13 protein-coding genes, 2 rRNA genes and 1 pseudogene are annotated in these 15,086 nt (G+C 45.2%); 1 reads left to right on the top strand and 15 read right to left on the bottom strand.

Features of this window, described 5'->3' with window-relative positions:
- Positions 1 to 39 precede the first annotated feature (39 nt).
- Positions 40 to 822, bottom strand: a complete 783-nt coding sequence (locus tag J7I83_RS13295) for a TatD family hydrolase (RefSeq protein ID WP_215101504.1) — start codon at positions 820 to 822, stop codon at positions 40 to 42.
- A gap of 201 nt (positions 823 to 1,023) precedes the next feature.
- Complete coding sequence (metG, locus tag J7I83_RS13290; RefSeq protein ID WP_215101502.1) at positions 1,024 to 2,982, bottom strand: methionine--tRNA ligase; 1,959 nt, start codon at positions 2,980 to 2,982, stop codon at positions 1,024 to 1,026.
- A 334-nt stretch (positions 2,983 to 3,316) separates the two neighbouring features.
- Between metG and J7I83_RS13285 the strand changes: the two genes are divergently transcribed.
- Positions 3,317 to 3,595, top strand: coding sequence for a transition state genes transcriptional regulator AbrB (locus tag J7I83_RS13285; protein ID WP_049695095.1), 279 nt, complete (start codon positions 3,317 to 3,319; stop codon positions 3,593 to 3,595).
- Positions 3,596 to 3,940: 345 nt separating this feature from the next.
- On the opposite strand, the pseudogene rsmI reads toward J7I83_RS13285, so the two are convergent.
- The 13 genes and pseudogenes from rsmI to rrf (J7I83_RS13220) form a co-directional block, all read right to left on the bottom strand.
- Positions 3,941 to 4,809: pseudogene (rsmI, locus tag J7I83_RS13280) on the bottom strand (16S rRNA (cytidine(1402)-2'-O)-methyltransferase).
- Entirely contained in the window at positions 4,806 to 5,075 is a 270-nt protein-coding gene (locus J7I83_RS13275) for a GIY-YIG nuclease family protein (protein ID WP_215101500.1), read from the bottom strand. Before J7I83_RS13275 ends, rsmI begins: the two are co-directional and overlap by 4 nt.
- Entirely contained in the window at positions 5,062 to 5,799 is a 738-nt protein-coding gene (locus J7I83_RS13270) for a tRNA1(Val) (adenine(37)-N6)-methyltransferase (RefSeq protein ID WP_215101498.1), read from the bottom strand. Before J7I83_RS13270 ends, J7I83_RS13275 begins: the two co-directional genes overlap by 14 nt.
- Positions 5,800 to 5,899: 100 nt before the next feature.
- Complete coding sequence (gene yabA / locus J7I83_RS13265; protein ID WP_142830599.1) at positions 5,900 to 6,259, bottom strand: DNA replication initiation control protein YabA; 360 nt, start codon at positions 6,257 to 6,259, stop codon at positions 5,900 to 5,902.
- A gap of 10 nt (positions 6,260 to 6,269) precedes the next feature.
- A complete protein-coding gene (locus tag J7I83_RS13260; protein ID WP_215101496.1) occupies positions 6,270 to 7,082 on the bottom strand; it encodes a PSP1 domain-containing protein in 813 nt (270 codons plus the stop codon).
- A 3-nt stretch (positions 7,083 to 7,085) separates the two neighbouring features.
- A complete protein-coding gene (gene holB / locus J7I83_RS13255) occupies positions 7,086 to 8,078 on the bottom strand; it encodes a DNA polymerase III subunit delta' (protein ID WP_215101495.1) in 993 nt (330 codons plus the stop codon).
- Between the two features lie 122 nt (positions 8,079 to 8,200).
- Complete coding sequence (locus J7I83_RS13250) at positions 8,201 to 8,530, bottom strand: cyclic-di-AMP receptor (protein ID WP_215101494.1); 330 nt, start codon at positions 8,528 to 8,530, stop codon at positions 8,201 to 8,203.
- Positions 8,531 to 8,630: 100 nt separating this feature from the next.
- Positions 8,631 to 9,281, bottom strand: coding sequence for a dTMP kinase (gene tmk, locus J7I83_RS13245; RefSeq protein WP_215101493.1), 651 nt, complete (start codon positions 9,279 to 9,281; stop codon positions 8,631 to 8,633).
- A gap of 137 nt (positions 9,282 to 9,418) precedes the next feature.
- Complete coding sequence (locus J7I83_RS13240) at positions 9,419 to 11,530, bottom strand: RNA degradosome polyphosphate kinase (protein WP_215101492.1); 2,112 nt, start codon at positions 11,528 to 11,530, stop codon at positions 9,419 to 9,421.
- Positions 11,531 to 11,620: 90 nt separating this feature from the next.
- Positions 11,621 to 13,147: an exopolyphosphatase gene (gene ppx, locus J7I83_RS13235; RefSeq protein WP_215101491.1), complete on the bottom strand. Its 1,527-nt coding sequence runs from the start codon at positions 13,145 to 13,147 to the stop codon at positions 11,621 to 11,623.
- 58 nt (positions 13,148 to 13,205) lie between these two features.
- Positions 13,206 to 14,642, bottom strand: coding sequence for an aminotransferase class I/II-fold pyridoxal phosphate-dependent enzyme (locus tag J7I83_RS13230; protein WP_215101489.1), 1,437 nt, complete (start codon positions 14,640 to 14,642; stop codon positions 13,206 to 13,208).
- Between the two features lie 165 nt (positions 14,643 to 14,807).
- Positions 14,808 to 14,923 (bottom strand): 5S ribosomal RNA (gene rrf / locus J7I83_RS13225).
- A gap of 60 nt (positions 14,924 to 14,983) precedes the next feature.
- A 5S ribosomal RNA gene (gene rrf / locus J7I83_RS13220) occupies positions 14,984 to 15,086 on the bottom strand; the annotation flags it as partial.

Here is a 15,086-nt window from a genome sequence, read left to right as displayed (position 1 = left end):
TATGGGCTCATGTTTCACGTGTCAACGGATCTGAATTTCTTAATTTCCCTTTTTTTGAGAAAACTTATAAAACTTTTCAGCGTTCTGAGTGGTTGCTTTCGCGACTTCTTCTATTGAAATTCCTTTTAACCGCGCAATTTCTTCTGCCACCAATGGCACATAAGATGGTTCATTTCGTTTTCCCCGGTACGGATGAGGTGCTAAATAAGGAGCATCTGTTTCGATCATCAGATGATCGAGTGAAATCAACTCGGCGACTTCTTTCGGCTTTTTAGCATTTTTGAATGTTACTGGGCCTCCAAGAGAAATCATAAAGTTCATTTCTATACTTTTACGGGCCGTTTCAACACTGCCACTAAAGCAATGCATGACACCGCCTATTTCTTTCGCGTTTTCTTCTTTCAGGATTTTAAGGACATCTTCCGTTGCTTCCCGGTTATGGATGATAATTGGCAGTTTCACTTTTTTAGCCAATCGAATCTGCTTGCGGAAAACTTCCTGCTGCACTTCTTTTGGCGACTTGTCCCAGTGGTAATCCAACCCGGTTTCCCCGATTCCGACTACTTTCGGATGAGCTGACAGCTCTTCAATCCATTTCAGGTCTTCCTCAGTACAATCGATGGCATCAACTGGATGCCAACCAACCACCGCGAAGATGAATTCATAGGTTTCGGCCAATTCTATGGCCCGTTCGATCGTTTTTCGGTCGAAGCCGATGACTACCATTTTCTCCACATGGTTTTCTCGTGCACGCTCAATGACTTGTGTCAGGTCCTCATCATATTGGTCTGCATTTAAATGTACATGGGTATCGATAAACATCAATCATTCTCCTCACATTAAGCTTTATTCTAATGGTTCCACCTGTATCTTTCTTCACAGCAACATTACAATTAGGTAACAAAACATGTTAGTTCCGTGTCAAAATCATTAATCTAGCTGTAATCTTGGGTCATAAAACCCACAAAAACAAAAAAAGACCCACTTATCAAAGTGGGTCAAAACAGGTCTTTTCTAGTAGTCTTATTTTATTTTCGAGCCATTCGGGAGCTTTTCAGCAACCGATGCCAACGTCAAGTATCCGTCTCTTTCACCGGCTAAAATCATTCCTTGAGAAAGCTCGCCCCGCAGTTTCACTGGCTTTAAGTTAGCCACAACGACCACTTTTTTGCCGACCAGTTCTGCTGGTTTGTAATGTTCTGCAATACCGGACACCACTTGCCGCTGCTCATAGCCCATGTCCAGCTGAAGTTTCAGCAGCTTCGATGTTTTTGGAACAGCTTCACAGTCTGTCACTGTCGCTACACGCAAATCCACTTTCGCAAAATCCTCAATCGCAATTTCCGGAACATCCGGAACTTCCACAACCGCGGGCTCTTCTGCAGCTGGTGCCGCAGTTCCACGCATTTGATCACGGATATACGCAACTTCCGGTTCCACCTCTAAGCGTGGGAAGATCGGTGTTCCTTTAGACACCACTTGAGTGCCTGCAGGAATTTGGCTAAAGTTCTGCAAAGTATCCCAGGCCAGAAAATCTTCTGGCAGTCCCAGCTGATCGATGATTTGCTTAGGTGCGTTCGGCAGGAATGGCTGCAGCATAACCGCAGTCATACGAAGGCTTTCCGCCAAATGGGCCATAACAGAAGCCAATTGCTCTTTGGCAGCTTCGTCTTTTGCCAATACCCATGGCTGTGTTTCATCAATGTATTTATTGGTTCTCGAAATCAATGTCCATACTTCGCTTAAGACAATGCTGAATTGCATTCTCTCCATATGCTGCTCGTAGACTTTCACCGTCTGTGCGGCTACCCGCTGCAGAGGTCCGTCGAATTCCGTTTGCAACCCATTGATTTGCGGCACTGCGCCATCAAAGTATTTATTGATCATCGACACCGTGCGGTTCAATAAATTCCCAAGATCGTTGGCCAAATCGAAATTGGTCCGCTCGACAAACGATTCCGGCGAAAAGACGCCATCAGAGCCAAATGGCAATTCCCGCAACAGGAAGTACCGTGTCGCATCCAAACCGTAGCGCTCTACGAGCATTTCCGGATAAACGACATTGCCTTTGGATTTCGACATTTTGCCGTCTTTCATCATGATAAAGCCGTGAGCGAAAACTTTCTTTGGCAATGGCAGATCCAAAGCCATCAGGAAAATCGGCCAGTAGATTGTGTGGAAACGGACGATGTCTTTGCCGACCACATGGACATCAGCCGGCCAGTATCTATTGAATAAGGTCTCGTCGTCTGAACCGTAGCCGAGTGACGTGATGTAATTCGACAAAGCATCAACCCATACGTAAATGACATGCTTTGGATCTCCAGGAACCGGAATTCCCCAATCAAAAGAAGTCCGTGAAACCGACAGGTCCTCTAACCCTGGTTTGATGAAATTATTGATCATTTCGTTTTTGCGCGATTCCGGCTCAATAAATTCCACATTGTTTTCATAGTACTCGAGAAGGCGGCCTGCATATTTTTTCATATTGAAGAAATACGATTCTTCCTTTACTTTATGGACTGGGCGCCCGCAATCCGGACAGTTGCCGTTATCCAACTGGTTTTCCGTGAAGAACGATTCGCAAGGTGTACAGTACCAGCCTTCGTATTCGCCTTTATAAATATCGCCATTGTCGAGGAAGGTTTTGAAAATCCGTTCAACCCCTTCTTTATGACGATTTTCTGTGGTCCGGATAAAATCATCGTAGGTAATATCCATCGTCGACCAAACTTGTTTAGCGGCTGCGGCCATGTCGTCCACAAACTCTTGTGGTTCTTTGCCCGCTTCTTTCGCTTTTTCTTCAATTTTTTGGCCGTGTTCGTCCATTCCAGTCAAAAACCGGACATCAAATCCACGCAAACGCTTATAGCGGACCATTGCATCAGAAGCGACCGTCGTATAGGCCGTTCCAATATGGAATTTTCCGCTTGGATAATAGATCGGGGTAGTTAAATAAAAGGTCTCTTTGTTAGCAGTCACGAAAAATTCCTCCAGTTTTTTGGTATAGTTCTTATTTTAACGAAGTCCCCTATTTTGTACAATCTTTCAATTCGACAAAGGGATTTTAAGTAAAAATTCGACATTATTTAGTCAAGTCTATAGTGATTTTTTTTGCTTTTTGTATAACTTTGTCAAAATAATGACGTTCTCAACCAGAAATCAAAAAAAATTAGCACGAGATATAAAATTTCATTATGATTTCGATAGTTTTTTATTGACCAAATTGCCAGTAGTTGGTATGATTTATGACAGGAAGTGGTAAATGTCGAATTTTGGCGAATGCATCCGATAAAATAAAAGGGGGACTATTATTATGAAATCGACAGGTATTGTTCGGAAAGTGGATGAATTAGGACGTGTGGTAATTCCGATTGAATTACGACGTACTTTGGGAATAGCAGAGAAAGACGCATTGGAAATTTACGTGGACGACGACAAAATTATCTTGAAAAAGTATTTACCTAACATGACTTGTGCAGTAACAGGCGAAGTATCAGACGAAAACATGAAATTGGTTGGCGGCAAATTGATCTTGAGTTCTGAAGGCGCAGAAATGCTGGTAAAAGAAATTCAAAACAACTTAAAGAAGTAAGATAAAAAACCAGGACGCCCATGCATCCTGGTTTTTTATGTTCAAGAAACCTGGTATTTCAACTATTGTTGAATCTTTACACGGGCGCTTCCGCTTTTCTCATTGTCCAGACTCCAGCGCCCAGGTACTAGGGTCATAAGCCACGCTGGCTGTGCGGCAAAGAGCGCCGCTTCGCCAGCGCGGCTTATGCCCGTCGGACCTACACGGGCGCTTCCGCTTTTCTCATTGTCCAGACTCCAGCAGCCAGCCCCTCGAGTCGCTTCAGCCTTACCGGCAATGGCAAAGACCGCCATTACTGGTAAGGCTTCCAGCGCTTGTTGGGGCTAAACGGCTGCTTCCGCTTTTCTAGGTATGATAAGCTTGGTAGACTTCGCGTTTGGACAACTGGCGTTCGATTGCTGCTTCTTTGATGGCTTCCTTGGATGTCAGGTTTTTGCTTTCATCAGCTGGTCTACGTGATCTTCGATGGATAAATCTTCCCACCATTTCACATTTTCTACTAGTTTCGGATTGGCATTGCCTTCCAGTACCAGGCAAAACTCGCCGCGAATTTCATTTTCTTCGGCCCACACTACTGCTTCTGCAACCGTCCCTCTTAGGAATTCCTCGAATTTCTTGGTCACTTCCCGCGCCAATGTGATCTTCCGTTCATCCCCTACTGCCTTTTGAATGCTTTTCAAGCTTTCCTTAAGCCGGTGGGGAGCTTCGTAAAAGATAAGGGTTTCTTCTTTCTGGCTTAGAAGCTCCAGCTCTGCCTGACGGTCTTTTTTATTGCGCGATAGGAATCCGTAAAACAAGAAAGGCTGCGGCGAAATTCCCGATGCAATCAGCGCACTGAGTGCCGCATTGGCTCCAGGTATCGGCACGACGGGATAGCCTTCGGCAACCGCACGTTTGACGATGTCTTCTCCAGGGTCGGAAATACAAGGCATGCCTGCATCACTGACCAAAGCAACTGACTTGCCTTCTTCCAGGTACGACAAAATCTTGAAGCCTCCCCTTTCCTGATTGTGTTCATGGTAACTGACCAATTTGGTCTGGATATCAAAATAATTGCAGAGATTTTTCGTGTTGCGCGTATCTTCGGCTGCAATAATATCCACTTCTTTTAAAATACGCAAAGCGCGTATTGTCATATCTTCCAAGTTGCCGATGGGTGTTGCCACCAAATACAAGGTAGCTGTCTTGTGCTGAAAACTTTTTTGGGACTTCATTTGCCGCTCTCCTTTCCTTCAGCAATATAACGGATTTTTTGGATCTTTGTTAATTGCTTGAAGGCGTATTCCGCTTTCATCGCTGCCGTTTTCGTGTCATAGCACTCGTGATGAATCAGTTTGGACGGTCCTTTGGCGCGTGTGTATTTCGCGCCTTTTCCGGCGTTGTGCGCAGCCAGCCGTTTTTCAAGATCGTTGGTGTAACCCGCATAATACGACTGATCGGCGCATTCCAGAACATAAAAATAATGGTCATTTGCTGCCATATAATAAGCCCCGCACTTCTTCGGTGTATTCCCCGTCTTCTCCGTAAACAATCAACGGCGGCAGGATCTTTAAATCAGGTTTGCCGTCTTTGATGCCTTCAATCAATAAGGTATTGGCCTCTTTTCCTGCTTTCGGATAAACCAGGCGGATCCGTTTTGGTTCCAGCCGGTTTGCACGCATCGCTGCGATCAAATCGATTAAGCGGCCGGAACGATGGACAAACGCCGCTTTTCCGCCTTGCTTCAGCAATTGGCTCGCTGAAATGACCGCTTCATCCAGTGTCAGGTGCAGTTCGTGCCGCGCAATCGCCATGTGCTCACTGATATTTTTGTCACTCATCTCATGTGCCGGAAAGTAAGGCGGATTGCAGGTGACCACATCGTATTTTTCAAAACCTAGCTGTGCCGGCATATTCTTGACATCGCCTTCAATAATATCAATCTGCTGCTCAAGGCCATTGTATTCTACGCTGCGCCGTGCCATATAAGCAAGCCGCTCCTGCAGCTCCACGCCAATGATTCGGGATTCTGTCCGGGCACTCAGAAACAACGGAATCGCCCCATTGCCTGTGCACAGGTCCACGATGGTCCCCCGCTTCAGCGGAACATAGGCGAAACGGGCCAACAGGACTGCGTCCAGCGAAAATGAAAACACCGACGGACTTTGAATGATCCGCAGGTCTTCCGCCAATAAATAATCAAGTCTTTCATCATCCACTAACATCTGTTCACCTCCCAGCATAACAAAAGGCTGCCGCCACACGGAGTGTCGGAAGCCTTTCTCTTTATCGCCTTACAGGCAGCCGCTTTGCTGCTCTTCTTTTTTAATTCTGTTTATTCAGGAATGACAAACAGAACAGGCAATCATCGCCTTTTCTGGAACTGCCGAAATGTACATTGCAGACATGGTAGCCTTCATGATACAAACGGGCTAAGTTATCGTAGCCTTCACCGATATCCATCACAGCTTTTTTCAATTTCACAGGATCCACAGCTGCCACTTCCGGAACTGCTTTATGAAATTCATCCAAACGTGTACGCAAATGATGATTCTCCAATTGCAGCGCATGGTGTTCTTCCATCGTCCGGGCTACAACCGCTTTTAATTCACTGAATTGTTCCTGCATGGATTGGAGCTGCTGTTCAAACTCCATGACCGTGTCCAAAAAATTCTTTTCCTTCACCTAAACCACCTCACGCTCTCGTTCCTTGGCCCATTATCTCATCTAATGTATATTCAAGTGTCTGTTCCTGCTCAGATAAGCGGACTTTTAACACTCGCTCCAAAATGTTCATGCCCACAACGCGGCCATCGCCATCCGGCGTCACTACACGTGTTCCGACATCCGGCATTTCCTTTTTCGCTGTTTCATATTCGTCATTCTCGTATTTTAAGCAGCACATCAATCGGCCGCATAAACCAGAGATTTTCGAAGGATTCAACGACAGGTTTTGATCTTTCGCCATTTTGATCGAGACCGGCTCAAAATCACCTAAAAATGTCGAACAGCAGAGCATCCGGCCACAAGGACCGATTCCGCCGAGCATTTTGGCTTCATCACGAACACCGATTTGGCGAAGTTCGATGCGTGTACGGAAAATGGCAGCCAAGTCTTTGACCAAGTTCCGGAAATCCACACGACCTTCTGCCGTAAAGTAAAAAATGACTTTATTGCGATCGAAGGTGTATTCAACATCCACCAGCTTCATATCCAATCGATGCTCTCCAATTTTGTCGGTGCCCAATTCAAAAGCTCGGCTTGCTTCTAAGCGATTTTCTTCCATCTGTTGGCGATCACGCTCAGTCGTCACTCTTACAACCTGCTTTAAAGGCAGAACCACATCGTTTTCCCCAACGGTTTTTGTCGGTACGACCACTTTGCCGTATTCTACGCCTCTGGCCGTTTCCACAATGACGTAATCGTCCCTTTCGATTCCTAATTCACCTGGATCGAAATAATATATTTTACCCGCTTTTTTAAAGCGGACCCCTATCACATTATACAATTGCTACCCCTCCTGCAGATTCAGCATTAACTGCTCCATCAACAGCGTTCGGTTCATATTGCGCGGCAATTGTTGTTTGGCCTGTAAGACAGCCTGCAACTGCTTGGACAATACCGTAAAAGAACGCTGGAGAGCCATCCGCTTCCAAGTTTCTTCCATGTCTGGATATGTTCGTGCAGTTTCAAGACCTGCTTTTACCGAAGCGATGTCCCGATATGCAAATAATAACATGTCCAGGCCTCTTTCGGCATCTTCTTTTTCTTTAAATAATGGCAGCCATTCAGCTTGAAGCATCAAAAGAGCCTCATGGACATTGCTGTCAGCCACTTCCACCAGTTTCAGCACCGTTTTTCTGGCTTGTGCAAATTGTTCATCCTGGCTCAAAGCAACCGCTTCTTCTTCGCTTTGGGTCAGCATACTGACAGTGGCAGCCATGGATTCAGTCATGCCATCTGCCATCAATTTATCCATCAGCTTTGGCCGTGACAGTGGCCGGAACGACACCAATTGGCAGCGCGAACGGATCGTGCTCATAAGCGCATTAAGCCGCTCAGTCAACAGGATTGCCGTTACACTAAACTCCGGCTCTTCCAAGAATTTCAGCAGGGCATTGGCAGATGAATTGTTCATACGGTCTGCCTGCTCAATTACGTATATTTTGCGGCCTGTATTCAGCCCGGTTTTATTCAACTTGAAAATCAACTCACGGATTTGCTCAATTTTAACATTTTGGCCATCCGGTTCAATGAAAATAACGTTCGTGTGGTTGCCGGAATTATAAAGTTGGCAGCTCCGACATGTTTCACATGGAACATTTTTCACAGGCAATTCACACAGCAGAAGCTTGACGAAGAAATGGGTGATTTCCTTTTTCCCCGAGCCGGCAGGACCCTCAAACAAGTATGCATGTGCCAACCGATCTTTTTCATAGGCCCCCTGAAGGCGTTTCATCACCACCGGCTGCATTTCCAAAAATTCATCCGTTGTTTTTTGCATAATTTCCACCTTCAGACTTTGTAAAAAATCCCGTGTTCCGAATGGAGCACGGGTATTATTTATGGTACTGGTTGACAGCAAGGCTGTCATTTATTGTAGGGAGCCTGTTTGTTCGCTTTGGATTAAAAATGATGGAACTGTTCGATCGGGAGGACAAAAATGGTCGCTCCGCCTACTTCAACTTCAACTGGATACGGAATATACGAGTCAGCGTTGCCGCCCATCGGTGATACAGGTGCTACCATCTGTTCACGAGATCTGCAGTTTTCACGAATCAAGTCCAACAATTTCGGTATAAGGTCATCTTCTATACCGATTAAAAAGGTCGTATTCCCTGAGCGCAAAAACCCTCCTGTACTGGCAAGTTTTGTAGCCCGGAAATCATTTTTCGTTAACGCGTTGGATAATCGGTTACTATCTTGGTCCTGTACAACTGCTACTACGAGTTTCATCAGCACTCACTCCTTTTTGTCTTTCTTCTATATAAGTATAACATGAACAAAGATATACGCTGCATATCTTTCCAGCTCTTTACCGAAAAAACAGCTGATCCTAAGAAGGATCAACTGCCGCTTGCCGTTCTTCTATAAATCGTACAATCGTTTCCAGTGCATCTGCAAAAACGGCATCCAACTCATTCTCTGCATTGATCAGGCGAATACGCTCCGGATTCTGGCTTAACAGCAAGAGATAGCCTTCTCTTACTTTATAATGGAACTTTATTGATTCTACATCCAAACGGTTGATCTCCCGGTCTAGATCCTTTTCAATCCGTGCTAATCCGACTTTCGGACTAACATCGAAATAGAGAGTCAGGTCCGGCATGTAATCATTAATGGCAAATTTATTGATGGTAAAAATCTCTTCCATCCCAAGCCCTCGTGCGTAGCCCTGATAAGCCAGGCTGGAATCGATGTAACGGTCGCACAGGACGATGCTTCCTGCCTCGAGTGCTGGAATAATTTTCTCAACCAAATGCTGTCTTCTTGCCGCAGCATACAACAAAGCTTCTGTCCGTGCATCCATCGCAGTATTTTCCCGGTCCAGGATCACATTGCGGATTTGTTCGGCAATGTCGATTCCGCCCGGCTCCCGCGTGCAAACAACAGAAAACCCTTTTTCCTGTAGCTCATCTGCCAGCATTTTCAGGACCGTTGACTTGCCCGACCCTTCTCCGCCTTCCAGATTGATTAAATAGCTCATTTTGCTGCTCACCTTATTCCATAAAATTAATCATATTCTACTGTTCTAAACTCTTTATACTATACACGAAACGGCCCCTGTTTTAAAGTGACCAACAAAAAAACCGTCCGTCCCCTACGGAATGAACGGCTGCCTTATTATTCCTCGTCTTCCGCCACTTGATAGGCCCTGCGGAACAGCTCCATTTGGCTGTCTATTGCCGGCTCATCATTTTTGCGTGGCACGTAATGGTACTCCCCAGCAGCATTCTGTTGCCTCGCTTTGACATTATCGGCAAGCCCCAGCTCCAATATGCTCTTGACTTGTTCTTTGATGTCCTCATCGACGATTGGGAATAAGATCTCAATACGATTGTTCAAATTCCGGGTCATCATATCCGCCGAAGACAAAAAAATCTTGCCTTTGCCATTGTGATTGAAGAAGTAGACACGGCTATGCTCCAGCAGGCTGCCAACGATGCTGCGCACCTGAATGTTTTCACTGACCCCTGAAATTCCAGGGCGCAGACAGCAAATTCCTCTGACGATTAAATCCACTTTCACTCCAGCATTTGACGCTTCGTACAATTTCATAATAATGATTTTATCTGTCAGTGAATTCATTTTCGCAATAATCCGTCCATTTCCCTGCTTTTTCTGGAACCGGATTTCGGCATTGATCAAATCAATGATATCGGTACGGATTGTAAAAGGCGCCACCGATAAATAATGGAACTCCGGCTTTTCCGTATAACCGCTCAAATAGTTGAAAAAGTTGGTGGCATCGATGCCAAAATGCCTTTTAGAAGTGAACAAACTCATATCTGTATAGATTTTGGCTGTCTGGTCATTATAATTGCCGGTGCCCAAATGGACAAAGCGTTCAATCTTGTTCTCTTTTTTCCGAACCACCAAGGTGATTTTACTGTGTGTTTTCAGGTGTGTCATCCCATAAATAACATGGCATCCAGCCTTCTCTAACTCTCTTGCCCATTGCACATTGTTTTCTTCGTCAAAGCGGGCTTTCAATTCCACCAGCACCGTTACTTGCTTGCCATTTTCTGCTGCTCTTTTCAAGGCTTTGATAACCGGCGAATCACCGCTGACACGATAAAGAGTCTGTTTGATGGCCAGAACATCAGGATCGTCAGCCGCTTCTGAGATAAACTGGACAACCGGCTCAAACGATTCGTACGGATGATGGAGAAAGACATCCTGCTCACTGACCTTTTGAAAGATATCCTTGCCCGTCTGCATACCTGCTGGCAATTGCGATACTTTCCCTTCAAAGACCAAGTGCTCCCAAATTGGCGCCATTTTTTTATAAAAATTGAAAAAGGCCGTCAAGTCCAAAAATCCTTCAATTGTATAGACGTCTTTTTTGTGGACCTCCAGCTCATCAGTCAAGTAATCCAAAATAGCCGGGTCGAATCCAGGCTGCTGGATTTCCAGACGGACAGCTGCTCCCCATTTCCGTTTGCGGAGTTCTTCTTCAATCTCCTTCAGCAAGTCACGAGCCCCTTCTTCATGGATGGTCATGTCGGCATTGCGGGTAATCCGGAATACAGATGCCGAAATCACCTTGAAGCCGTGAAAAAGCTTGCGGATAAAGAAGCTGATGACGTCTTCCAACAAAATAAGCTTGTGGCTGCCTTTCTTTGAATCCAGGCGGACAAATCGATCCAGGACTGCAGGAACCTGTACGATGGCAATTTTCTGCCCTTCTTCCATCTGGTCCTCCTCATCTTCCAGTACCACCGCTAAATTGATGCTTTTATTCAACAGCATTGGAAAAGGCCGGTATGCATCGATGGCCATCGGCGTCAGTACAGGAAAAATATGATCTTCAAAATTCTTTTCCATTACATCCAATTGATCCGCACTCAAGTCTGTCATCTTTACAAATTCCATATGCTCTTTTTGAAGCTTCGGCAATAAATTATTTTGCAGGGTCTCGTACTGCAGGTCCACCAATCGATGGGTCTTCATCGCAATTTCATTTAATTGCTGCTTCGGGGTCATTCCGGCTTTGTTTTCGGGTTTTGTAAACCCGACTTTCACCTGATCCTGCAGCCCTGCTACACGGACCATGAAAAACTCATCCAGATTAGAGCTGAAAATCGCCAAAAACTTGAATCGTTCCAATAAAGGATTTCGTTTATCCAGTGCTTCCTGCAAGACACGTTCATTAAAAGCAAGCCAGCTCAATTCGCGGTTATTGTAATAAGCAGGCTCCCTGAGTTCTGCATTCTTCTTTTTCAATGTCTCCAATTTCGACTCCACCTTTTACTTATAATCCATTCTATTATCGTATCATTATCCATCCGTTAAAAGAGCGGGATACAGTCTTCAAAATGTTAATTATTTGTAAAATTTAAAATCAATCGTTTTCTTCAGTTGCTTTTCCAAATGTTTTTTCTGTTTTTCCACCTGATATTGCTCAGGCTTCCAATCTTCACGGCATTGAATAGAAAAAATAAGCTTGTCACCTTTTTCTTCCAATTCAATAGTCTCCACAATGTCACGTTTCGTCGCATTCAAGCTATATGCCAGCTTAATGATGGCTCCGAGCAGACTGTATTTAGCCAATTCATCTTTGCTGAACCACGTTTCGTAAAGAGCGACATTGCGCTTAAAGATTTCTTTGTTTTTAAACGAAGCCATTAATGCCACAATGATACGTTCTTTATGCAGCAGGCCGTCAATGGTACGGTTGCCCAACAAATAAAATGTATGCTGGTGGCTCGACTCTGAATCAATATAGCTTCCTAAGTTATAAAGGGCACTGCTCAGCTTCAAACGCTGATAATCCTCTTCCTCCAGCGAAAGCAGGCCTACCTCTTCCAACTTTTTTGAAATCAGCAATGCGCTGTTGGTGACATGGAAGGCGTGGGTCAGATTGATGTCATAGTCGATGGCCAGTTCGTGAAAACTTTCTTCCACGACATTGGGGAATACCGATAAATCGAAATCCTTGGTCGTTTCTTCATAGAAAACACCATCTCTCAATCCTTTTCGACTGAGAGCAAACTGTTTCGTATCAATCAACTCCATTAAGTAACGAAAAACTTCAACAGCTGGAATGATGATATCCGCCCGGTCCTTCGACAATCCTTCAAGCCGTTGCAGCTCCGAGAACTCCAGAGATTTCAATAAATCATTCATCTCTTCTACATCGTGCTTGCTCATCATGTACTGATGAACTCCGGACAAAGGATACTCGATATGCTCTTGGTGGATTTGCGCCATATTCCGCGCACTCCCCCCGATGCCGATCAAGGGCAGACGTTTATCGGCTAGCCACTCCAGTTGATTAAACTGTTCTTTCAAAAATGACCGCAAATCGCGCAATTCACCTTTTGTTGGTGTATTGCCTTGGATAAACTGCTGCTTTAAAGACAATGCACCGAACGGGAAACTGTAAAAATAAATCAGCTGGCGATCATTGAAATACGTAATTTCTGTACTGCCTCCCCCAATATCGACCGTGATGCCACTGGTGAATGGAGTTGAATTGACGACTGCCAGGTAACCATAGTTCGCCTCTTCAAATTCGGACAGGATGCGGATCGTAAAATCTGTCTCACTTTCGACCGCTGTCATTATTTCATCCTGATTTTCCGCTTGTCGAACGGCTGCTGTCGCTACACATTTAATCGCTTTCAGTTGATGATGGCGGGTGACTTCCTGGAAACTCTTTAAGGTCTGGACCAGTATATCGATTCCTTCCGGTTCCAAAACATTTTCATCGTTTAAGTAATTGCGGAGTCGAGCAACCGCCTTGACGTTTTCACTTTCTGTAAAACGCCCACTTTTGTCCCGTGTATAGATAACCAAACGGATGGTATTCGAACCGATATCAATGATTGCATATTTTTCTTGCTCCATGAAAATCCCCCACATTCTTTCCCATTTAAATGATGTTACAGTATACCCTCTTTAGGGGTTACTTATTCTCTGGTGTGCCTTGTTGGAGTACCGGCAATTGCTTGGACTCCAGCCGATGATCACCCTGGATCTGCGCTTCTGAAGCCAAGTAATTCATGAGCTCTTCCACTTTATTCAATGTCCACTTTTCACCGGCCACCATCAGCGGAATGCCCGGCGGATACGGAGTCACCATTCCGGCTGCAATCCGTCCAATGATTTGTGTGTAAGAGATCCATTCCTGATCAGCCAAATCGATTTCTTCAAAAGACAGTTCAGGAACCGTCACATCAAGCTGTTGTTGCACCGCAAGTTTGGCCTCTTGCCTTGCTTCTCCTTCAAGCCCCAATACCGCTTCTTTTAACCGGCTGCGAATTTCCGCAAACGGATATACATGCCATTGCTTCAGTAGAGGCATGATCAGCAGCACTTGGAAAAGGTCCGCCAGTTCCACCTCAATCCCCGCTTGTTCCAACTGCTGTTTTAGCTGATAACCACTGTGATGATCGACCCTCAACATGATTTTCAGTGGGTCATCGGATTCCACCACAGTCAAATGCGGAATCATTCGCAGACTGCTGAGAAAACGGTCACGCTTCTCAATGAACATCCGAATATCTGGCTGCGAATAATTTTGGAGATAAGACCTTGCATCATCCAAAGAAGCCAGGATCAAATACGATGGGCTGCTCGATTGAAACATTTGCAAATATTTCCGGATTTTTTTTACGTCTACCCGTACACTACCGATGTGCAAAAAAGACCCCATTGTCATCGCAGGCAAGGTTTTGTGCGCCGACTGCACCACCACATCTGCCCCGAGAGCCAAAGACGAAACCGGAAACGGCGATCCTGCCTGGAAATGGGCTCCATGCGCTTCATCCACCAAAACTGCCATGTCTTTTTCGTGGCATAAAGCAATGATGGCCTGGAGTTCATGGGAAACCATACCGTAATAATTAGGATAAGTAAGCACCACTGCTTTGGCTTCCGGATATGCTTCTATTGCTGCTTCTACTGCCTTGAAGGAGACTCCAGCAGCTGTCATGGATCTGTCATCCCATTGCGGCGACACGTAAACGGGACGAACACGAGCAAGCTCCAGCGCATGGAAAATCGACTTATGCGAATTGCGCTGAACGATCACCACATCCCCTTCTTTACAGGCTGCGTGGATCATTGCCAAGTTCCCCACAGTGGAACCATTGACCAATAAAAAGCTTTCCTTTGCCCCATAAGCTTCCGCCAACAAAAGTTGTGCATCTTTAATCGCTTCTTCCGGATAATGAAGATCATCCAAACCTGTCAGTTCAGTCAAATCATAATGAAGTGCCGATTGGATTTCTTTCGGCAACCCTGATAAAATTCCGTGTTTATGCCCCGGCACATGAAAAGAAATAGGCTGTCTGTTTTGATGCTGTATTAATGCATCCACTATCGGACGTCGTTGCGTCATGAATTTCCATCCTCACATTGATTGATTACTCCCATTATAGCAACTTCAGCTGAGAGCAGCGTTTTTGAAACGGAAACAAATTGCTGATTCCAAACTATCAATTGAATTTCTTTTGAAAATAAAAAACAAGCCGTTACCGGAATCGGTAACGACCTGTTTTAATGTGCCTAGCGACGTCTTACTCTCACAGGGGGAAACCCCCAACTACCATCAGCGCAAAAGAGCTTAACTGCCGTGTTCGGGATGGGAACGGGTGTGGCCTCTTTGCCATCATCACTAGACTATTTGGTTGAGTGCTTGTTCACTCAAAAAGAATCATTAGTACAAAAAAATAAAAAACAGACCAGCGACGTCCTACTCTCACAGGGGGAGACCCCCAACTACCATCGGCGCAAAAGAGCTTAACTGCCGTGTTCGGGATGGGAACGGGTGTGGCCTCTTTGC

This window comes from Planococcus sp. ISL-110 (genome assembly GCF_018613575.1).
Lineage (GTDB): Bacteria > Bacillota > Bacilli > Bacillales_A > Planococcaceae > Planococcus.
This window is presented reverse-complemented; position numbering and strand designations above follow the sequence as displayed.